We start from the raw sequence: 19368 nt of genomic DNA, 5'->3' as shown, positions 1-19368 counted from the left end.
GCCGCGATCGCGTCTCTTGCGCGTGGCAGCGCATCCCCTTCGAAACGTCGCCGCGCGCCTGCCGACGCCTTGGGCTAGTCTAGGTGTCGCCGGCAAGCGCCTGCAATAGCCTGACGAGACTGCCGGCACGATCGGTCACCGGCCGGAAGAAGGCGGCGTCGGTTTCCTCGACCACGACCACCGCCTTCTGCGCCAGCGTGCGGCCCGCGCTCGTCACGGCGATCAGCTTGGCGCGCGGGTCGTCGGGGTGCTGGCGTCGCGTCAGATATTTCAACGCTTCCAGCGAGCGCACGATCTGCGACGTCGTCATCGGATCGACGCCGGTGAGTTCGCCGATCCGGGCCTGGGACAACGTCTCCTTCTCGCCGAACCAGGTGGCGCAGGCCAGGATCACGAACTGGGAGTGCGTTAGGCCAAGCGGCTGCAACGCCGCGCGCTGTCGGCGCTGCCACGCGTTGGAGACCCGCCACAGCAGGAAGCCCGGGCTGTCGGCCGGCCCCGAGAAGCGCGTCGGCAGCGGCGGCGCCGCAGGTTTCCTGGTCGTCATGCCGGCAGGGGTACTTTCACGTCCATGGCGTGTGCGATGGTCGCAAAATCGCGCGGCGTCAGCAACAGATGTCCGCGACGCAGCGCCATTCCCCAGTTCGGCTGTGCACAGAGATCGAGGCTGTCCTTGAGATCGGCAAGCGGCACCTCGCGTGCCGTCGTGTAACGCACCCGGCGGCGAAACGGCACAAAGCCGCCGCCCATATCGAACTTGAACACCTCGTCATCGGCAACCTCGCCGATCGCCGTGAATGCGCGCAGCGCTTCGCCGCCCATCTCCATCGTCGGCGAGTAATAGATCAGCCAGTCGCCGGCTCGCATGAGCCGCAGCGGCTGCGCCTTGCCGTGGCACAATTGCGCAAAGCCACCGGCCACTCCGCGCTGCACATGGGTGCGCGACACCACGCCGAGCCAGCCGGTCATGACCGCCTGCCCTCCGCGATGGCAACGAGCGCGGCCAGCACATCCGGGAAATCGGCCGAGATCATCGGACCGATCTCCGCCGCGCCCTCGCCGCGCGCGTCGACCGCGTAGGTGATGCGCGTGCGCGACGGCGCGAGGGGCTCGATGCGGTGCGTGACCGCGATCACGAGATCGTCGATGCGGGTCTCGTCGACAAAGCTCTCGTTCTCGCGCACCTCGGTCAGCACGGCGCGAAGCGGTTCCTCGCCCGGCGGCTTCATGACGAAGCCGGTGCCGGCCGCGAACGGACCCTCGAGCGCAATCGTTTCGATCCCGGCGTTCCATAGCGTCCATCCGGGAACGTCCCGGAACAAGGCCCAGATCGCCTCGGGGCTCGCGCTGGTCTCAATGCTGAATTGGGTCTGCCAGGCAGGTCGCGCGTCCATGGTCATCCTCCATATACTAAGTGCGATTATTATATGCACACTTAGTATATGGACGCAAGCCCGGTCGGCGCGCTCATGGGGCGGCTGGCCCCTCACTCAGATCACGTAGAACCCATGCGTGCCATCACGGCGCAGTTGCTCGACGAGGCCGAACTCCCAATCGAGATAGGCCTGCATCGCGGCCTCCGCGACATCGGTGCCCTCATAAGGGCGCCGGTAGCGGTGGGACGGATCGGGCTTGGGCAGGACCAGCGGCGGCCCGATCTCGAGTGGTCCCTCATAGCCGCCCTCGAGCACGTAGACCTCCCATCCCATCTGCGCGAGCCAGGACGCGGTCATGTCGGCGCGAACGCTCCTGTCGTCGGTCAGCACGATCCGTGCACCACGCACCGGCGCCGCCATGTCGATCTCCTGGACGAGTTGGCCCCCCGCATAATGGCGGAAGCCCGCGAGATGGCCGGCGGCATAATCATCGGTGTCGCGGACATCGAAGCGGTAGAGTGTGCGCGTGGTGTCCGCCTGCAGCACCGCCAGTTCGCGCACGCCGATACGCCGGACACCGGCGCGATAGGCGACGTCGCGGGCCTTGTCGCCGGCGCCGTCGAACAGGCCGATGTCGCCGCGCGTGTCGGCACCGTGTTCGAGGCCATGCCTGGCGAGCGTCCAGCCGATCGTGCCGTTGCGCAGCGCCCGCACCTTGTTGGGCAGGCCCGCATTGATCAGCGATTGCGTTCCGATGATCGAGCGCGTGCGGCCGGCGCAGTTGACGATGATCGTGGTGTCGGGATCGGGCGCGGCGCGGCCCGCGCGCAGCACGAGCTCCGCGCCGGGCACGCTGACCGAGCCCGGAATGTTCATGGTGGCATATTCATCGAAACGGCGCACATCGAGGATCGCGATGTTGGCCTTGCCGGCAATCAGCGAGGCGACCTCGTCGGCGCTGAGCGACGGCGTGTGGCGGCGCGCCTCGACCAGCTCGCCGAACGCCTTGGCGTAGGAATTGACGTCCTGGAACACCTCGTAGCCGGCCGAGCGCCAGGCCTGGAGGCCGCCGGCCAGCGCGCGAACGTTGCTGTAGCCGAGCGCCTCGAACTGGTCTTTCGCGTTCGCGATCAGGCCCTCACCATCATCATAGAGGACGATCGAGACGTCCCTGCGCGGCAGCCGAACGCCGGCCTCGAGCGCGATCCGGCCGGCCGCCATATTGGCGGCAAATAACGGATGGCCGGTCGCGAACGCCGCTTCATGCCTGATGTCGAGCAGCGCGATCTCCTGGCGCAGCAGGAGCGCGGCACGGATGTCCTGGGGCGTGACGGTGGCAAGGGGCATGGACTGGCCTGAGCGAGAACGAGGGGCTGGCCTGCTCTATACCGAAACGGCCGCGCGTCAAAGGTTTGCAGGGCCTCCCCCGCACTGGCTGCAGTCGTGGCCACACAGATCCGTGGAACGAAACGCGGCCGGGCCGCTTTGCTCATCCTGACCGCGCTTGCTACGCTCGCGATCGGCCCTGATGGCACCCGATCACGCCTTCCAGACAAGAGGAGGTGACGGAGCCATGCCCTGGAGCCCGGGAGGACGACAATGAGAACCGTCGGAAATGAACCGCTGTCGCGTCATGCCCTCGCTTTCGTGCTGGCCGGCGGACGCGGCAGCAGGCTGCTGGAGCTGACCGACAGGCGCGCCAAGCCCGCGGTCTATTTCGGGGGAAAATCCCGGATCATCGATTTCGCCCTGTCCAATGCGGTGAACTCCGGCATCCGCCGCATCGCGGTCGCAACCCAGTACAAGGCCCACAGCCTGATCCGGCATCTGCAGATGGGCTGGAATTTCTTCCGCCCGGAGCGGAACGAGAGTTTTGACATCCTGCCCGCGAGCCAACGGGTGTCGGAGACCAACTGGTATCTCGGCACGGCCGATGCCGTGTACCAGAACATCGACATCGTCGAGCCGCACGGCACCAAATACATCGTGCTGCTCGCGGGCGACCATATCTACAAGATGGACTACGAGCTCATGCTGAAGCAGCATGTCGAGAGCGGCGCCGACGTTACCGTCGGCTGCCTCGAGATGCCGCGAGCGGAATCCAGCGGCTTCGGCATCATGCATATCGACGAGCACGGCGTGATCCAGTCCTTCCTCGAGAAGCCGGCCGATCCGCCGCCAATGCCCGGCAAGCCCGACAAATCGCTCGCCAGCATGGGCATCTACGTGTTCGATTCAAAATTCCTATTCGACGAACTGCGTCGCGACGCAGCGGACCCGAATTCGAGCCACGATTTCGGCAAGGACATCATCCCCCATATCGTGAAGCATGGCCGGGCGGTGGCCCATCAGTTCAACGACTCCTGCGTCCGCTCCGGTGACGATCCCCGCGCCTATTGGCGTGACGTCGGCACTGTCGATGCCTATTGGGCCGCCAACATCGATCTCACCGACGTCGTGCCGGAGCTCGACCTCTACGATCGCGCCTGGCCGATCTGGACCTATGCCGAGATCACGCCGCCCGCAAAATTCGTCCACGATGAAGACGGCCGGCGCGGACAGGCGGTGACGTCGCTGGTATCTGGGGGCTGCATCATCTCGGGTGCTGCGCTCCGCCGCTCCCTGCTGTTCACCGGCGTGCACGTCAATTCCTACGCCTATGTCGAGAATGCCGTCATCATGCCCTATGTCAATGTCGGGCGGGGCGCGCGGCTCCGGAATGTCGTGATCGATCGCGGCGTCCAGATCCCGGAGGGTCTGGTTGTTGGGGAAGATCAGGGGGTCGATGCGCAACGATTCCGCACCACCTCGAACGGCATCACGCTGATCACGCAGCCGATGATCGACAGGCTCAATACATGACGTCGGTCAGCGTGCTTGCGGTTGCGTCCGAAATCTACCCGATCGTCAAGACCGGCGGCCTGGCCGATGTGGTCGGCGCGCTGCCGGCGGCATTGAACGAGCACGGCATCGCGACACGAACGCTGGTTCCCGGATATCCCGACGTGCTCAAGGCGCTGCCGTCAGCGGAACTGCTGCTGCACTGGCCGGACCTCTATGGCGGGCCGATCCGCGTGCTGGCCGGATCGCATGACGGCCTCGATCTCTACGCGCTCGACGCGCCGCATCTGTTTGCGCGCGCGGGCAATCCCTATCTCGGGCCCGACGGCAAGGACTGGCCGGACAACGGCATCCGCTTTGCGGCGCTGTCCCGCGTCGCCGCCGAGATCGGCCACGGCGCCATTCCGTCCTTCGTGCCTGACGTCGTGCACGCGCACGACTGGCAGGCTGGGCTGGCGCCCGCCTATCTGCACTATGACCACCGCCCGCGGCCTTCAACCGTGATGACGGTGCACAACCTCGCCTATCAGGGGCAGTTTTCGCCCGACATGCTCACAACCTTCGGACTGCCTGCGGAATCCTATCGTATCCATGGCGTCGAATATTACGGAACGATCAGCCTGCTGAAGGCCGGCCTGCAATTCGCCGATCGCATCACCACCGTCTCCCCGACCTACTCGCGGGAAATCCAGGGCGACGATGGCGGGATGGGGTTCGGCGGATTGCTGCGCGAGCGGTCGGGCGTGCTGAGTGGCATCCTCAACGGCATCGACATATCGGTGTGGAATCCGCAGACCGATCCGCAGATCGCCGCGCGTTTCGGCGCGGAGCAATTGGCGCCGCGCGCGTCGAACAAGCAGGCACTGCAGCAGCGCTTCGGGCTCGAACCATCGGCCGACGCGATGCTACTCGGCGTCATCAGCCGGCTGTCCTGGCAGAAGGGCCTCGATCTCCTGCTTGAGACCATTCCGACACTCCTGAGTGAGGGCATGCAGCTCGCGCTGCTCGGAAGCGGCGACCGCGACCTGCAGGATCGCTATTCTGCGCTGGCCCACGCTCATCGCGGACGGATCGCGGTCGTGATCGGCTACGATGAAGCGCTCGCGCATCTGATCCAGGCCGGCGCGGACGCGCTCGCCGTGCCGTCGCGCTTCGAACCCTGCGGCCTCACCCAGCTCTGCGCGCTGCGCTACGGCGCGGTGCCGATCGTCTCCGACGTCGGCGGGCTTGCGGACACCGTCGTCGATGTCGACGAGGCCGCGGTTGCCGGCGGTGCGGCGACCGGCGTCAAATTTGGTCCGGTGGTGCCGGAAGCCCTCGCCCACGCGCTGCGCAAGGCCAACCTCCTGTTCAACGACAAGGTGACGTGGCGCCGGCTGCAGCACAGCGGCATGACCACCGACGTGTCATGGCGCGATCGCGCCGGCCGCTATGCCGCGCTTTATCGCGAGCTGGTCGCCGCGCAGCAGGGCTAGGGCGTGACGCTTCACCGCCCTTCGAGCAAGGCATCGCGCACCAGTCGCGACAGCCGCGCGACAGATCGCGCAGCTCTTGCGCCGGTCAGTGCAGGAGATCGCAGGCGGCGATCCGGTTGAAGTCGGCGAGGCGCCGGTCGGCATTGGCGTGAAGATCGATGCTTGCGACGAGGTCGAGCAGCCGGCCATAGGCGCGATCAGCGACCGCAACGGGCAGCGGCTCCTCGTCGAAGGCCTCGACATAGCTGCCGACGAGACTGCTCAGCAGCCGGCACAGAGCACGCTGCTCGGGGGCGTCCCTGCTCAAGGTCTCGAGTTTTTGCTGGAAGGTCTTGAAGGTCCGCAAGCCGTGGTGCTGTTGCGAAAGCCACGCATGCAATTCGGACGTATTCAGATCAGGCGTATTCAGTTCGGTCATGTCAGCCTCTTCGAATAGGAGAAGAAGCTACCGGCTTATACAGCCGCTCCGCTCGCCGCGCCACGACATTTTTTGCATCCCACCCCCTCGTTTGGGCAGAAGCTGTCATCTGGCTGTGCCGTGGTGCCGTTAATCTCGCGCGAGTGCCGGGAGGATGCGGTGCTGCGATGGCCTCGTGTTACCGCCGAAGCCACCGCATCAGAATTCACGATTGCGCGCGCTGACGGTCAACGTCACCGCGCAGGATCACTCTCTGCGGCGCTCACCCGAACAACGGATCGCGGCAGCGACGCCAGCAACAGCACGACGCAGACGCAGAGCAGCACGATGTCCTTGAAGATGAACTCGCCGGCCAGGTTCCAGGCCATCGGGTCGGTCGACAGGCTCCACCTCACGACCCCCGGCGTCGTGAAGAAGAACGACCATGTGATCGCAAAGGTGATCACCCCCATCAGCGCACCGATCGCCGACAGGATCGGATTGAATGCACCTGCTGCGAGCAACGCGGCGATAGCGAACTCGACCACGCCGAGCACATAGGCCTCGCCCCTGAGGCCGAACACCAACAGCCACGAGACGAACGGGCTGTTGCTGATGAACTGGACGATGCCCTGCGCCGACTGCAGCGTGAACTTCTGCATGCCGAACGACACGAAGATCACGACCATGACCCAGCGCAGGATCGCGAGCAGACGATAAGACCCCTCGCCCTTTTCGGCGATGTTGAAAGACAAGTTCATGCGGACGTTTCTTCCCTGATTGCGAATGACCCCCAGCCGGCGCATTTGCTGCGCCCGTGGCTGGTTTACGCAGGGTCCCGCCCCACCGTTACGCGCGGGGCACGATCGTCCGGTTCACAATGATGTGCGCGCGAGGTGATGAGCCCGGCCGCCTGATGTCCTCAGCCTGCGTTGAGCAGCTCTCCGACCTTCTCATAGGCCTCGCCCTTGAACCGCATCAGCTGAAACTGCTTGATCGGCACATAGTCGTTCGGCGTCGTGTTGAGGGTAATGCCGGGAATGAGGAGCGGCGCGGCAAAGTTTCTGAGATTGGCCGCCTGATGCAGGACATTGGCACGCGTCAATTGATCACCGCACTGGCCGATGACGTGGGCGGTGGTCGCCGCGACCGTATAGCCGATGGCGTAGAGATCGTCGGCGCGATCGGCATTGGGCACATAGCGGTCCAGAAACGCCATATACTCCTTCATGTCGGGCGCCTCGGTCCACAATGGATTACCCGGATCTTTCCGCGTCACGAAGGCGAGGACGCCCTGGGCATTCTCGAACCCTGCGGGCTGCAGGGTTGCCCGCGTCGACGCATTGCCTGCGCCGAGAAACACCTGCGGTCGCCAATCGAGCGCGGCCATCTTCCGCAACGCCTGGCTTGCCATCCTCGGGATGGTGATGAGAAACACCACGTCGGCACCCGCCATCTTCATCTGGACGATCTGGGAGTCGATCGTGGGATCGCTGACCGAATAATTCAGTTCCGACACGATCTGCGAGGTCCTCGCGCCCAGACCGTTCTTCAGGCCGGACAAGGTTGCCTTGCCGGCGTCGTCGTTCTGGTAGAGCAGCCCGACCTTGGCGCCAGGCGACGTGCTGGCGATGTAGCGCCCGATCACGGCGCCCTCGATTTCGTAGGTGGTCCCGCCGACCATTGTCCAGGGATTGGCCGCGGGGTCCGACAGCTTGCTGGCGGCAGCCGCCAGAAATAGCTGCGGAACCTTCCGCGCGTTCATGTATTTCTGCACGGCGATGTTGCCCGGCGTTCCCATCGCGCCCGAGATGAACAGGACCTCATCGCCCTCGATCAGCCGCCGTACCGCTTCGACCGATTTCGGCGGGCTGTAGGCGTCGTCATAGTTGATGAACTTGATCGTACGGCCGTTGACGCCGCCTCGCTCGTTAAGCATGCGAAAGTACGCATCCATCGCGTTGGCGAGCACGCCGAACGACGAGACCGGCCCGCTGAGCGGTCCGAACTGGCCGATGCGGATCTCCTTGTCGGTCGCGCCGGGATCATATGAGGCGCCGGCGAACGCCTTGCCTCCGATGGCTGCGGCCGCAAGCCCGGCCGCCGTGGTCTTGAGCAAAGCTCTGCGGCTGACTCGTTTCATGGCTTCCTCCCGAGGACGTCGGCGTCTTACGCGCCGTTACCGTCGAATGCCGCGTCATACTGCCCGGCTATTTCATCGATGAGGTCGACGACGCTGCCGACCGCGCGCACGCCCGACACCGAATGGCCGGCACTCCAGACCTCGATCCAGCGCCGCGGCCCCTCGGTGGAATTCTTGCCGCCGAACTTCTCGCGCGCCCGCGCTTCGGAGACCGACTCGTCGAGGTTTGCGGGATCGAGCCCCGCGGCGATGATCGACGGGCGCAGCATGCTCGCAGCGAGCCCGGTGAATGCCCGCGTCAGCAGGACGTCGTCGAGCGTGCTGTCGACCAGCATCTGGCGATAGGCGTCGCTCGCCATGCTCTCGCGGGTCGCGATGAAGCGCGTCCCCATATAGGCGAGGTCGCAGCCGAGTACGCGCGCGGCGGCGAGCGAGACGCCGTCGCTCACGCCGCCCGCGAGCACGATCGGTCCGTCGAACATCGCGCGCACCGCCCGCACGAATGCGAACGGATTGACCCAGCCGGTCTGTCCGCCGGCACCTGCGCTCAGCAGGATCAGGCCATCGACGCCGGCCTCGATCGCCTTCTCGGCATGGCGCAGCGACGCGATATCCGCAAACACCAGGCAGCCGACATCATGGAGCGGCGCAATTGCCGCCGCGGGCGAACCGACGCTGGTGATGACCATTTCGACCTTGTGCCGCACGAGACAGGCCAGATCGTCCTTGAAGCGCGGCTGACGGATGATGAGGTTCGGACAATGCGGCGCAGCCGGCCGTTCATTGTCGGCGACGCCGCGTTCGATCCGGAGAAGCCATGAGTCGAGCTCCTCGACCGAGCGTGCATTGGCGGTCGGAAATGCGCCGATGGCTCCGGAACGGCAGACCGCCGTGACCAGATCGACTCCGGAAACACGGAGCATCGGGGCGGCGATCAGCGGCAGACGAAGCCGCTCCGCGATCGCGGCCGGCAGCGCGCTTCGCCGGGCAGCGGCCGGCATGGCTAACGTCCCTTCCATACCGGCTTGCGCTTTTCGGCAAACGCCTTGAGCCCTTCGGTGCGGTCTTCGGCGCTGAACGCCCGGTCGGCGATCGGCATCTGTGCGCTCCATCCGCCCTCGTCGGTCCAGTTCGCGGCCTGGAAGATGATCTCCTTCGATGCGGCAAGCGCCGTCGGTCCGTTGATCAGGAGCTCATTGCCGAAGGCGATCGCCGCCTCCAACGCCTGCCCCGGCTCGACAAGCCGGTTCACGAGCCCCAAGCGTTCGAAGAACTCCGCGCTCTTGAACTGGCCGGTCAGCGCCAGCTCCATGGCGATGTGATACGGAATTCGCTTCGGCAGCCGGAACAGGCCGCCGCCGACGGCGACGACATTGTGCCTGACTTCCGGCAGGCCCATCTTCGCGTCACGCGCGGCGACGATCAGGTCGCATGACAGGCAAAGCTCGAGCCCGCCGCCGACAGCGTAGCCTTCGACGGCCGCGATCAACGGCTTCCGCGGCGGCCGTCGAAACAGCCCGAAACCGCCGCGCTCGGTCACGCCCCGTTCGCCGCGCGCGACGGCCTTGAGATCGGCACCGGCCGAGAAGTTGCCGCCGGCCCCCGTGACGACGCCGACGAACAGCGCATCCTCCGCGTCGAGCAGATCCATCGCCGCCGAGATGCCTTGCGCGACCGCAAGGTTGCAGGCGTTCCTGGCCTCGGGCCGGTTCAGGGTGACGACCAGGATATGTCCGCGACGTTCGGTCAGTACGACCTGTTCACTCTCGTTTGCCATTGATGAACCTCACAGCGCAAAGGTGAAGCCGCCATTGACCGGATAGGTCTGGCCGGTGATCCACGCACTCGCATCGGAGGCGAGGAACAGGACCATGTTGGCGACGTCGGACGGCTGACCGGGACGACGGATGACGTACTTCTCCATCATCTTCTTCTGCATCTCGGGGTTGGCCTTGAGCCGCGCCTCGATCGCCGGCGTCAGGGTGGCAGCGATCGCGACGCAATTGGCCGTGATCTGATAGCGGCCGAGCGATCGCGCGATCGCGCGGGTGAAGCCCGCGGCGCCCGCCTTGGCGCCGGAATAGACTTCCAGTCCCGCTTCGCCGGCGCGGCCGGCGTCAGAGATGATCGTGACGATGCGCCCGCCTTGGCGCTCGATCATCCGCGGAATGCACGCCGATGCGCAGTTGATGACGCCATACAGGTTGACGCCGATGAAGCTGTTCCAGACCGCAGGCCCGGTCTCCCAGAACGGCTTGCGCGCATCGGGATCGGGAACGGCGCCGGCATTGCCGGCATTGTTGACGAGGACATCGACCGGGCCGAACGCCTGCTCCGCCTTCTCGACCATCGCCTTGACCGACGCGAGGTCGGTGACGTCGGCCTGCGCCGCAATCGCCTTGCCGCCGGCGGCGTTGATTTCGGCGGCGACTTGCTCGGCCCGCTCGAGGAAGTAGTCGTTGACGACGATGCCGGCTGCCCTGTGGGCGGCGAAATGCAGGGCGATCTGACGTCCCACACCCTGGCCGGCGCCGGTGACCAAGGTCACCTTGTTCTGCAGATCGAGAAGATCACTCATACATTCCGCTCCCGTCCCTTCCAGTAAGGTTCACGCAGTTCCCGCTTGAGCAGCTTGCCCATTGTGTTGCGCGGCAGTTCGTCGACAATCGACAGCGTTTTGGGCCGCTTGTACGAAGCCAGGTGCTCGCGGCAGAAGTCGAGGATCGCGTCCTGGTCGGCCTTGTGGCCCGGCTTCAGCTCGCAGAACGCCTTGACCTGCTCGCCGAATTCGTCGTCGGGAATTCCGATCACCGCGACGTCCTGAACGTCGGGATGCTTCAGGATCGCGGCCTCGATCTCCGCGGGATAGATGTTGACGCCGCCGGCGATGATCATGTCCTTGGCGCGATCGGTGATGAACAGATAGCCGTCGTCGTCGAGCATCCCGACGTCGCCGACGCGGAAGAATCCATCGGCATCGCGGGTGTCTGACCCGAGCGGCTGGCCGTTCAGATAGGAGCGGATCGTCACCGGCGTCCTGATCCAGATCTCGCCTGAGACATTGCGCGGCAGCTCCCGCCCCTCGGCGTCGCGGATGCTGATGTCGACATGCGTGTGCGGACGGCCGCTCGAGCCCGGTTTCTTGTCCTGCATGTCCGGCGGCAGGAAGCTGATCATGCCGACCTCGGTCGCGCCGTAGCCTTCACCGAGAACGCCGCCGCCGAAATAGCCGATGATCCATTGCTTGAGCTGGTAGGGCACCGGCGCTGCGCCGACCGAGAGCGCGCGGATCGACGAGACGTCGTAGCCGTCAAGCACCGCCTTCGGAAGCGCCGCGAGACGCTTGTACATCGTGGGCACCCCGGTCCAGTTGGTGACGCGATGCTTGGCGATCAGCCGAAGCGCGCCTTCGGGATCGAAGCGGCGCATCATGACGGTGGGATTGCCGAGTTGGACCGCGCCCCAGACCTGCGCCGGGCCGGCGCCGTGATGCAGCGGCAAGGTCAGGAGCGACACGCCGCCAGGCTGTCCGCGCCGGGTCTTCGCGACGTCGCTCAGATATTCGCTGGTGCGCGCATCCATCTGCACGCCCGGCTGCACCACCGAGACCACGCCCTTGGGCAGGCCGGTGGTCCCCGACGTATAGAGGATCAGCGGCGGCCGGCCGGCGGCGAACAGCGGAGGCTCCGCCGGAGACGTCAGGAGACTGGAAAACGCGACGAAGCCGGGTGACGCGGCCCCGATCGAGACGGCGAGCTTGATCGGCAGGCCTTCGAATGCGGGCTTCAGCGCGGCCGGATCGTCGTCGTCGCAAACGACGACGGTGGCTCCGCTGTTGGACAGCACATACTGGGTCTCCGATGGCGTCAGGCGCCAGTTGAGCCCGAGCAGCGAACAGCGGAGCTTGCCGAGCGCCTCGCTCAGGATCGGCCACTCGATCCGGATTTGCGTCCGCAGCACGACGATATCGCCGGCCACCACGCCCCGCGCCGCCAAACTATGCGCAACGCGGTTCGCGGCGTCGTTGAGCTGCGACCATGTCAGCTGCCGGTCGCCCTCGATGAACGCAACGTCGTCGGGACGGCTTGCGGCCCAGGCCTCGACCGTGTTCGGCTGAACGCTCATTTCGAAAGCCTCCGCTCGACGGCTGCGACAAACTGCTCGCCCATCTTGTCGAGATCGATCCCGTCGGGATCGACCAGCCACTGCGCCACCGATCCGCGCAGCGCGGCGAGAATGAGCGCGCTCTCGATGTCTACATCGATGTCGGTGCGCAGCTTTCCCGCGGCGATCCCGGCCTTGAGGCCGGCGGCGATCTCGGTCCTGGTGTCGCGATTGAGCTTGGCCACGGTGGTTGCGATCGCGGGCACAGTGAGAGCGCCGGCCAGCACCGCATGAAAGGCGCGAACCATCTCGGGCGCCCCAGGCGGCAGCACGAAATAGTATCTGAGCGAGGCGACCAGGGCTTCATACCCGACGAGACCCGGCGCGACAGCGCGGCGCTTCACCATGAAGGAATCGATCACGTAGGCCGCGAGCGCGGACAACAGGTCGGCCTTGGTGCGGAAATAGTGCGACGGCAGTCCGCGGCTATAGCCGGCGCGTGCGCCGGCTTCCGCCAGCGTGATCGCCTCGAGCCCGCCTTCGGCGACGATCAGCGCGGCGGCCTCGAGAATCCGGCGCTCCGCTTCGTCGCGGCGCTCGACCTGCGTGCGCCTTGAGCCAGGCGCATCGTCCCGCGACTCCAGCGCACGTCGAACTGCTCGTGTCATTCGGTTTCGCTCCCTAGCCGCCACCCGACGACTTTTTGCTTGCAATCAAGCTACAATAATGTTTGTTGGTTGGTCAACAAGTTTATTGAAGGAAACGCATGACACCCGCCAAACTGCTGAAATCCAGTCTGTATTCTTCTGAACAACACGATCCGGCCGACATCGGACCACGCCTGCAAGGCGGCCGGTGCCGCTGCGGCTACGTCTTCTTCCCGATGCAGACCTACGGCTGCGAACGCTGCGGCAGCCACGGCGACGCGCTGACACCCTGCGAACTCTCGACGCACGGAACGCTGCTTGCGGAAGCGACGGTCCACCTTCACGCCGACAAGACCCGCCCTGCTCCCTTCACGATCGTCAAGATCGCACTCGACGACGGGCCGGTCGTCCGCACGCTGTTGGCCGAAGACAGCGCAGCCGTTGCGCCGGGGCAGCGCATGGTCGGCAAGCTCGTGCCGCTCCAGCAAGGCGAGAGCAGCGAGATCGTGCTCGATATCCGCTTCTGCGCCGCATCCTGACACATACGGAGGTTTGCCATGGCCCGTTCTCTCAGCGATCTGCGTCCGGTCTACGTCGTCGGCATCGGCTGGCACCGCTATCAAAATCCGAGCGAGACGCCTTACGTCCCGCTCGGCCTCACCGCGATCCGCGCGGCGCTCGCCGATGCGCGCCTCGAATGGCCCGCGGTGGAGTCGAGCTATGTCGCGACCGCCCTGCTCGGCATGGCGGCGGGCCGGCCGATGCTGCGCCATCTCGGCGCCACCGGCGCGCCGCTCGTCCATATCGAGAACGCATCAGCTTCCGGATCGAGCGCGTTCCGGCACGCCTGCATCGAGGTCGCAAGCGGCATCAGCGATGTCGCGCTCGCGGTTGGCGTCGACAAGCGCAATCCGGTGCGGCGGTCGGAGACCGGCATCGGCCACCTCGCCGACGATGCGATCGTTCCCTTCACGCATTTCGCGCTGCTCACCAACGAGTACGCCTCGCGCCACAAGGTCTCCGTCGAGGACATCGCGCTGGTCGCCGTCAAGAACCATCGCAATGGCGCCAGGAATCCCAACGCCCAGCGACAACAGGAACGAACCCTCGAGGAGGTTCTCGGTGGAAAACGCGTGTCGGGATCGCTGACGGCCCTGCAATGCACGCCGATCGGCGAAGGCGCCGCAGCCGTTATTGTCGCGTCCGAAGAAGGCATCCGGCGATACGGCATCGATACCGGACGCGCCATTCGCGCCACCGCATCCGTCGGTCGCAGCGAGCGGGTGTATCCGCCGGGCGTCGGGTCCGACGCAGCGCTGACACGAGAGACCACCGAACTGGCACTGGCGGAGGCCAGGTTGCAGCCCAAGGATCTCGACATCATCGAACTGCACGACGCGTTCACGGTCGAGGAGCTGCATTACATCGAGAGCATCGGCCTGTGCGCCGAGGGGCAAGGCGTTCGCATGCTGAAGGACGGCGCGCTCGATATCGGCGGCCGTTGCGCGGTGAACCCGTCAGGCGGCCTCATCGCGATGGGACACCCGATCGGCCCGACCGGAATCGGCCAGATCGGTGAAATCGTCATGCAGCTGCGCGACGAAGCAGGTCGGCGTCAGCACCCCGGCGCACGCACCGGGCTTGCGCACATGGTGGGAGTCGGAGCCGTCTGCTACGTCCACATCCTGCAACGCTGACGCAGTCCGCGCAGACCCCGCCGGCATTCACGATTGCGCCTGGCGGGGCGCCGCCGGCCTGCCCTACGCCAGACGAACATCGATCCGCGCCTCGCGTTGCCGTTACTCCAGATCCAGATAGTAGCGCCACTCGGTGCCCATGTTGTCGTCGGTGATAAGGGCCTTGTCCGAGGTTTGCGCGAGCAGGACAGGACATTGCTCGATCATGTCGCCCTGGAGGCGATAATGCTGCATCAGCGCATCGAGGAAGTCACGGTCGGCGGGATCGGCCAGATTGAATTCGGGCTTACCATCGATCGTGTAATGCTCGAGAACCTTCCGCCACCGCGCATGGTTCCAGTCGAGTGGCGCGTTCGATATGACGGCATGGTTCGTGAATCGGGCGCCGTACGGAAACACGGCGCACGCCGTCTTCTGGGCCCGCCTGGACGAGGTCGTGTTGTAGAAGAAGATACCGCCGGGGTTGAGGTGCTGGCTGACCAGCCGGAGGAACTCGGTCGAGAGCAGGTTGGTTGCGTTCGCCCGGAAGTGCCACGTCGTGTTCGAGACGATCGCGTCAAACTGCCTGCCTGGATGCCGGCTCAACCACCGCCGTCCATCGTCGGCGATGATCTTGACCTTCGGATTGCGCAACACCGACTGCACCTCGGGCTGCTGCGCAATCAGCGCGACATATCCCGGATTGATCTCGACGATCGTCAAGGTCTCGACTGCCGGGTTGTTTGCGATGACTTGCGCCCAGGAACCGGACGACAGCCCGATCATCAGAACGTCGCGCGGCGACGGGTGGAACAAGCTGAGCGCGAACGGGCGGACAATTCCATTGCGATCCGACTTGAGGTTGGTGTTGAAGCGCCCGTCATACATGCCGTTGCCGTACACGACCCCGTCGGCGTCGACCGTGATCACGCCGCTTCGATTTTCCACCACATGCGCAAAGTCACGACCGGATATCGTCCAGCTCTGAAGGTTCTCGAACAGATGGCGGGAAAGCGGCGGCGCGATCACCGTTCCGGCGACAAGAACCGTAACGGCGACAGCGGCCGCCCTCCCTCGCACGCCAGCCACGGCGTTGGAATTGCAGATCAACAGCAGCGCGCACAGTGTTCCGATGGCGAGCAATAGCGTGCTGATCTGTTGCAAGCCGAGGTAATTCGTCAGGACGAAACCGGTAACGACGGCGCCGGCAGCGCAACCGGCGATATTTGCGGCGTAAAGCAGCGCCGTCTGCATGCCGGCGCGTTGATCGGCCGCAATTCCGAAATGCGACAGGAACGGCAGCAGCGCGCCCCATTGCCGCGCGACCAGATAGATTCCGAGCAACACCAGCACGAAGACGCCTGCGCCGGCCCAGGCAAACTGGGTGACGAGCGGAAGAAAGGCCGCCCCGACGAGATTGGCCCAGATCAGGCCCTTGGCAGCCTCATGCATCGCCTCCGACGGAGTGAGCCTGTCGCAGACTTTTGCCGCATGGTACGCGCCGCTGGCTATGCCTGCCAGAAAGCCGCACAGCACGAAGGCGAAGGCCATCGAACTTGATCCGGACCCAACGGACACGGCGCGGAAGAAAAAGATCTCGTACGACAGCGAGACGAAACCGCTCACGGCCGCGAGCAGCGCCACGAATGGCATCGAGAGGATCGGCTGCGTCGCGCGCTGGCACGCCTGGTGGCGGTCCGTCTCGTCGGAGCGTTGACGGCGGGAATGCGCCACGAACGCGCCGACCGCAACGGCGATATTGATCCCCGCGGCGATGTACACCGCCATATGCATCCCGAAGTGCGGGAAGATGACCAGCGCGCAGAGCAAGCAGGCGGCAGACGCGCCGAGCGTGTTGACATAGTAAAGCAGACCGACCGAGCTGCCGATCTGGCCCGACGCCCTGACCAGATACGACACGAGGATCGGAAGCGTCGCCCCCATCAAGAGCGTGGGGACGAGGACGAGCAGCAGGTTGACGGCGGCAATCGCGGGCAGCGACCAGTCCAAGGTGAAGTGGCCGACCTGCTCGAAGATCGAGAGCGAAGCGAGACCAAATGCCGCAGTCGCGAATTCGATGGACCCAAGCAGCAACAGCGGCTGCACATTGCGACGCCGCGTGATCCATCCGCCGGCAAGGCTGCCGACGCCAAGGCCCAGCATGAAGGCCGTGACGACGACCGTCACGGACTCGGTGTTGACGCCAAAGATGCGAAACAGGCTGCGTTGCCAGGTGAGTTGGTAGATAAGTGCGGGAAGTCCCGAGAAGAAGAAGAGAATATAGAGGACACGGACACGCAACGCTGACGGCGCCGACGCGGCCGTCGAAATTTCCAGGGTAGTCACTTCCATCTCCCAACCGAGGGAGATTGCTGGCTAGCAACAATTCGTCAGTCAAAGGTTGCAGCGGCCCCTTGGATTCGACCAACAGCCCGCTTTCCTGAGTTGCACATCGGACGAGAAGGTGCGGCCAAAGGACGCGGTGCAATGCCTCAGTGACATCGGCTCAGGCGCGCTGGCGCTGGGCCTTCGCCGGCAGCGGCATGGTGAAGCCGTACAGGAACAGGTCCACCACCATGTCGGCGAACTCCCTGGGATCGATCCCGCCCTTCGGATCGTACCAGGTGTGGCTGAAGTTCAAGATGCCGAACAGCATCATGCTGTAGATCTTCTTGGTGCGCTTGACGATCTTGCCTTCCTTGTCGAGCCGGATCAGAAGGTCTGAAATCGTGTCGACCAGCTGGCGCTCCAGCGCCTTGATCGCATCCTGCTCGGTCTCGCCGAGGAACGACAGGTCGTTCAGGATCACGCGCTGCTCGTCGCTCGAGCGCGCATTGAGCTCCACGATCGCCTGGATCGCGGCGCGAAATTGCTCCAGCGTCGTCGACTTGCCGGCCATCGCGGCCTCGACATCCGCGATCATCTCGCGGATATGCGCGTCCAGGATCGCGAACAGGATCGCTTCCTTGGAATCGAAATAGTGGTACAGCGCGCCGCGCGACAGCTTGCAGGCGTCGGCGAGGTCAGCGATCGAGGCGCGCATGTAGCCCTGCCGGGCGAACAGGCCGCAGGCGGTGGTGAGGATCCCCCGCTGAATGTCGTCGTAGTTTTCCGAGCGCGTCCGCGCCATCACCGTCTCTCTTGTCCAAGCCTTCTTGCAAGACAGGCATCGCCCGGATTGGGCGACTCCCGCCTCTCTATACTACCGGCGCGCCCGACGCTGGCGCCTTTGCAGCCGCCATCCACGAGAACTGTCGCAACACCCCGGGACCGGTTTTTGATCTGCGTCAAAAAATAATTTGAACGACCGGTCGGATTATATTATCGTCGTCTCCATCAGGCAAGCAGATCGCAGGCACGCGGAACCAATCCGCGGCATCGAGGGAGGCTGTTCGTGGATGCTCAGAGGGTCGATGCGGTCGTGATCGGAGCCGGCGCCGGCGGGCTGTGCGCCGCGGCGCGGCTGGCCCATGGCGGCCTGAACACGCTTGTCGTCGACGACAAGGCCCGGCTTGGCGGACGCGCCTCGACTGAAGAAATCGACGGTTTCAAGGTCAATATCGGCGCGATCGCGATCGAATTCGGCGGCGTGTTCGAGGAGACGTTCCACACCGTCGGCGCGCCGCTCGACATCCGCGCGCCGGAACCTGCCAGCTCCTTCTTCATCGACGGCAAGCTGATCGACGTCGGCCGCGGCGGCTGGTCTCTCCTGCTCGGACAGCTGACCAAGCAGGCCTCGCGCATCCTGGAGAAATTCGCCGACGCCCGATCCGGCAATCTGCCCGACGGGCGGCAATCGACCGAGGACTGGCTCAAGGGCTACACCAATAACGCCACCGTGCACGCGCTCTTCCGCAACCTGTGTGCGGCGATCTTCGCCTGTAACGCCGCCGAGCTGCCGGCGCGGGCCTTCCTCACCTATTTCACCAGCAAGGGCGCGTTCAAGAAATTCGGCTTCTGCCCGCAAGGAACGATCGGCGTCTGGAATAGCCTTGCGACCGCGGTCCGGCGCAACGGCGACATCTGGCTCGCCACGCCGGCGACCGACATCCACACCGCGAACGGCCGGGTCACAGGTGTGACGGTCCTTCGCAACGGCACGCCGACGCGGATCGACACCGATCTCGTCGTCAGCAATGCCGGGCCGAAAGCGACCGTCGCGCTCGCGGGCGAGGCGGCCTTCCCGGCAGAATATGTCGCGAAGGTCCGGAACGACCTGCGTCCCGCCGCCAACATCGTCATCAACATCGCAAGCCGCGAGCCGCTGGTGAACCATCCCGGCATCGTGACCTTCGGCAAGACACGCCGGCTCTGCAACATGGCAAACCTCACCGCGACCTGTCCCGAGCTCGCGCCACCCGGCTGGCATCTCTATGTCGCCTATGCCGTGCCGATCCCGGCGCTTGGCGATTTCGACTCGGACGCCGAAGTCGAACTCGCGCTCGCCGACCTGCGCGAGCAGTTCAAGAATTTCGACCAGGCCAAGATCCTGTCGATCCGGGTGATGCGCGACGACTGGCCGGCGCAACGCAGCTGCGCCGGCTACGATCTGCCGCGCGAGACCGGGATCGACGGCCTCTGGTGCGTCGGCGATGCGGTCAAACAGTATGGCAATGGCGGCACGCAGGCCTGCGCCGAGACCGCGAAGATCGTGACCGACGCGATCCTCGCCGCGCGCCCGCACGTGCCGCAGGCGAGCCGGGTCTGAG

19 protein-coding genes are annotated in these 19368 nt (G+C 65.2%); 5 read left to right on the top strand and 14 right to left on the bottom strand.

Going from position 1 to position 19368, the window contains the following annotated elements; translation table 11 throughout:
• Window positions 1–79: 79 nt before the first annotated feature.
• The 4 genes from ACFFWD_RS09785 to ACFFWD_RS09770 form a co-directional block, all read right to left on the bottom strand.
• Window positions 80–547, bottom strand: a complete 468-nt coding sequence (locus ACFFWD_RS09785) for a MarR family winged helix-turn-helix transcriptional regulator (protein WP_376964303.1) — start codon at window positions 545–547, stop codon at window positions 80–82.
• Window positions 544–969: an EVE domain-containing protein gene (locus ACFFWD_RS09780; RefSeq protein ID WP_376964300.1), complete on the bottom strand. Its 426-nt coding sequence runs from the start codon at window positions 967–969 to the stop codon at window positions 544–546. Before ACFFWD_RS09780 ends, ACFFWD_RS09785 begins: the two co-directional genes overlap by 4 nt.
• Window positions 966–1394, bottom strand: a complete 429-nt coding sequence (locus ACFFWD_RS09775; RefSeq protein WP_376964297.1) for an SRPBCC family protein — start codon at window positions 1392–1394, stop codon at window positions 966–968. Before ACFFWD_RS09775 ends, ACFFWD_RS09780 begins: the two co-directional genes overlap by 4 nt.
• A 96-nt stretch (window positions 1395–1490) precedes the next feature.
• The gene (locus tag ACFFWD_RS09770; protein WP_376964294.1) at window positions 1491–2723 is read right to left on the bottom strand and encodes a rhodanese-like domain-containing protein; all 1233 of its coding nucleotides are present in this window, start codon (window positions 2721–2723) and stop codon (window positions 1491–1493) included.
• Between the two features lie 252 nt (window positions 2724–2975).
• Here ACFFWD_RS09770 and glgC point away from each other — a divergent pair, with 252 nt between their 5' ends.
• Both glgC and glgA read left to right on the top strand, forming a co-directional pair.
• Window positions 2976–4238: a glucose-1-phosphate adenylyltransferase gene (gene glgC / locus ACFFWD_RS09765; protein ID WP_376964291.1), complete on the top strand. Its 1263-nt coding sequence runs from the start codon at window positions 2976–2978 to the stop codon at window positions 4236–4238.
• On the top strand, window positions 4235–5692 hold the full coding sequence (glgA, locus tag ACFFWD_RS09760; protein WP_376964288.1) for a glycogen synthase GlgA: 1458 nt from the start codon (window positions 4235–4237) through the stop codon (window positions 5690–5692). The genes glgC and glgA overlap by 4 nt, the downstream gene beginning before the upstream one ends.
• An 85-nt stretch (window positions 5693–5777) precedes the next feature.
• Here the strand turns inward: glgA and ACFFWD_RS09755 are convergent, their stop codons facing one another.
• From ACFFWD_RS09755 to ACFFWD_RS09720, 8 genes are all read right to left on the bottom strand, one after another.
• Window positions 5778–6110, bottom strand: a complete 333-nt coding sequence (locus ACFFWD_RS09755) for a hypothetical protein (RefSeq protein WP_376964285.1) — start codon at window positions 6108–6110, stop codon at window positions 5778–5780.
• A 233-nt stretch (window positions 6111–6343) separates the two neighbouring features.
• The gene (locus ACFFWD_RS09750; RefSeq protein WP_376964283.1) at window positions 6344–6850 is read right to left on the bottom strand and encodes a DUF417 family protein; all 507 of its coding nucleotides are present in this window, start codon (window positions 6848–6850) and stop codon (window positions 6344–6346) included.
• 161 nt (window positions 6851–7011) lie between these two features.
• On the bottom strand, window positions 7012–8232 hold the full coding sequence (locus ACFFWD_RS09745; RefSeq protein WP_376964280.1) for an ABC transporter substrate-binding protein: 1221 nt from the start codon (window positions 8230–8232) through the stop codon (window positions 7012–7014).
• A gap of 26 nt (window positions 8233–8258) precedes the next feature.
• On the bottom strand, window positions 8259–9233 hold the full coding sequence (locus ACFFWD_RS09740; RefSeq protein ID WP_376964277.1) for an NAD(P)H-dependent flavin oxidoreductase: 975 nt from the start codon (window positions 9231–9233) through the stop codon (window positions 8259–8261).
• A gap of 2 nt (window positions 9234–9235) precedes the next feature.
• Window positions 9236–10009 (bottom strand): crotonase/enoyl-CoA hydratase family protein, encoded by a 774-nt coding sequence (locus tag ACFFWD_RS09735; protein ID WP_376964274.1) that lies wholly within the window; start codon window positions 10007–10009, stop codon window positions 9236–9238.
• A 9-nt stretch (window positions 10010–10018) separates the two neighbouring features.
• On the bottom strand, window positions 10019–10810 hold the full coding sequence (locus ACFFWD_RS09730) for an SDR family NAD(P)-dependent oxidoreductase (protein ID WP_376964271.1): 792 nt from the start codon (window positions 10808–10810) through the stop codon (window positions 10019–10021).
• A complete protein-coding gene (locus tag ACFFWD_RS09725) occupies window positions 10807–12357 on the bottom strand; it encodes a class I adenylate-forming enzyme family protein (protein ID WP_376964268.1) in 1551 nt (516 codons plus the stop codon). The genes ACFFWD_RS09730 and ACFFWD_RS09725 overlap by 4 nt, the downstream gene beginning before the upstream one ends.
• The gene (locus tag ACFFWD_RS09720; protein WP_376964265.1) at window positions 12354–13004 is read right to left on the bottom strand and encodes a TetR/AcrR family transcriptional regulator; all 651 of its coding nucleotides are present in this window, start codon (window positions 13002–13004) and stop codon (window positions 12354–12356) included. The genes ACFFWD_RS09725 and ACFFWD_RS09720 overlap by 4 nt, the downstream gene beginning before the upstream one ends.
• A gap of 98 nt (window positions 13005–13102) precedes the next feature.
• On the opposite strand from ACFFWD_RS09720, the gene ACFFWD_RS09715 reads away from it, so the two are divergent.
• Both ACFFWD_RS09715 and ACFFWD_RS09710 read left to right on the top strand, forming a co-directional pair.
• Window positions 13103–13522 (top strand): Zn-ribbon domain-containing OB-fold protein, encoded by a 420-nt coding sequence (locus ACFFWD_RS09715; protein ID WP_376964262.1) that lies wholly within the window; start codon window positions 13103–13105, stop codon window positions 13520–13522.
• A gap of 18 nt (window positions 13523–13540) precedes the next feature.
• Window positions 13541–14680 carry a thiolase family protein gene (locus ACFFWD_RS09710; protein WP_376964259.1) on the top strand — a complete coding sequence of 380 codons (1140 nt, stop codon included), beginning with the start codon at window positions 13541–13543 and terminating at the stop codon, window positions 14678–14680.
• 102 nt (window positions 14681–14782) lie between these two features.
• Here ACFFWD_RS09710 and ACFFWD_RS09705 read toward each other — a convergent pair whose 3' ends face one another.
• Window positions 14783–17005: a fused MFS/spermidine synthase gene (locus tag ACFFWD_RS09705; RefSeq protein WP_376964256.1), complete on the bottom strand. Its 2223-nt coding sequence runs from the start codon at window positions 17003–17005 to the stop codon at window positions 14783–14785.
• A 160-nt stretch (window positions 17006–17165) separates the two neighbouring features.
• The gene (locus tag ACFFWD_RS09700) at window positions 17166–17789 is read right to left on the bottom strand and encodes a TetR/AcrR family transcriptional regulator (RefSeq protein ID WP_376964253.1); all 624 of its coding nucleotides are present in this window, start codon (window positions 17787–17789) and stop codon (window positions 17166–17168) included.
• Between the two features lie 264 nt (window positions 17790–18053).
• Here ACFFWD_RS09700 and ACFFWD_RS09695 point away from each other — a divergent pair, with 264 nt between their 5' ends.
• Window positions 18054–19367: a phytoene desaturase family protein gene (locus tag ACFFWD_RS09695; protein WP_376964250.1), complete on the top strand. Its 1314-nt coding sequence runs from the start codon at window positions 18054–18056 to the stop codon at window positions 19365–19367.
• Window position 19368 lies beyond the last annotated feature (1 nt).

Origin of the sequence: Bradyrhizobium erythrophlei (genome assembly GCF_042430365.1) — a bacterium.
Taxonomy (GTDB): Bacteria; Pseudomonadota; Alphaproteobacteria; order Rhizobiales; family Xanthobacteraceae; genus Bradyrhizobium; species Bradyrhizobium erythrophlei.
The sequence above is the reverse complement of the archived record's forward strand: the minus strand, read 5'-3'. Positions and strand labels throughout refer to the sequence as shown.

Coding starts and splice junctions, on each gene's coding strand:
- ACFFWD_RS09700 (WP_376964253.1), bottom strand. CDS start 17,789: ATGGCGCGGACGCGCTCGGAAAACTACGACGACATTCAGCGGGGGATC.
- ACFFWD_RS09720 (WP_376964265.1), bottom strand. CDS start 13,004: ATGACACGAGCAGTTCGACGTGCGCTGGAGTCGCGGGACGATGCGCCT.
- ACFFWD_RS09725 (WP_376964268.1), bottom strand. CDS start 12,357: ATGAGCGTTCAGCCGAACACGGTCGAGGCCTGGGCCGCAAGCCGTCCC.
- ACFFWD_RS09755 (WP_376964285.1), bottom strand. CDS start 6,110: ATGACCGAACTGAATACGCCTGATCTGAATACGTCCGAATTGCATGCG.
- glgA (WP_376964288.1), top strand. CDS start 4,235: ATGACGTCGGTCAGCGTGCTTGCGGTTGCGTCCGAAATCTACCCGATC.
- ACFFWD_RS09780 (WP_376964300.1), bottom strand. CDS start 969: ATGACCGGCTGGCTCGGCGTGGTGTCGCGCACCCATGTGCAGCGCGGA.
- ACFFWD_RS09735 (WP_376964274.1), bottom strand. CDS start 10,009: ATGGCAAACGAGAGTGAACAGGTCGTACTGACCGAACGTCGCGGACAT.
- ACFFWD_RS09750 (WP_376964283.1), bottom strand. CDS start 6,850: ATGAACTTGTCTTTCAACATCGCCGAAAAGGGCGAGGGGTCTTATCGT.
- ACFFWD_RS09785 (WP_376964303.1), bottom strand. CDS start 547: ATGACGACCAGGAAACCTGCGGCGCCGCCGCTGCCGACGCGCTTCTCG.
- ACFFWD_RS09730 (WP_376964271.1), bottom strand. CDS start 10,810: ATGAGTGATCTTCTCGATCTGCAGAACAAGGTGACCTTGGTCACCGGC.
- ACFFWD_RS09775 (WP_376964297.1), bottom strand. CDS start 1,394: ATGGACGCGCGACCTGCCTGGCAGACCCAATTCAGCATTGAGACCAGC.
- ACFFWD_RS09710 (WP_376964259.1), top strand. CDS start 13,541: ATGGCCCGTTCTCTCAGCGATCTGCGTCCGGTCTACGTCGTCGGCATC.
- ACFFWD_RS09745 (WP_376964280.1), bottom strand. CDS start 8,232: ATGAAACGAGTCAGCCGCAGAGCTTTGCTCAAGACCACGGCGGCCGGG.
- glgC (WP_376964291.1), top strand. CDS start 2,976: ATGAGAACCGTCGGAAATGAACCGCTGTCGCGTCATGCCCTCGCTTTC.
- ACFFWD_RS09715 (WP_376964262.1), top strand. CDS start 13,103: ATGACACCCGCCAAACTGCTGAAATCCAGTCTGTATTCTTCTGAACAA.
- ACFFWD_RS09770 (WP_376964294.1), bottom strand. CDS start 2,723: ATGCCCCTTGCCACCGTCACGCCCCAGGACATCCGTGCCGCGCTCCTG.
- ACFFWD_RS09740 (WP_376964277.1), bottom strand. CDS start 9,233: ATGCCGGCCGCTGCCCGGCGAAGCGCGCTGCCGGCCGCGATCGCGGAG.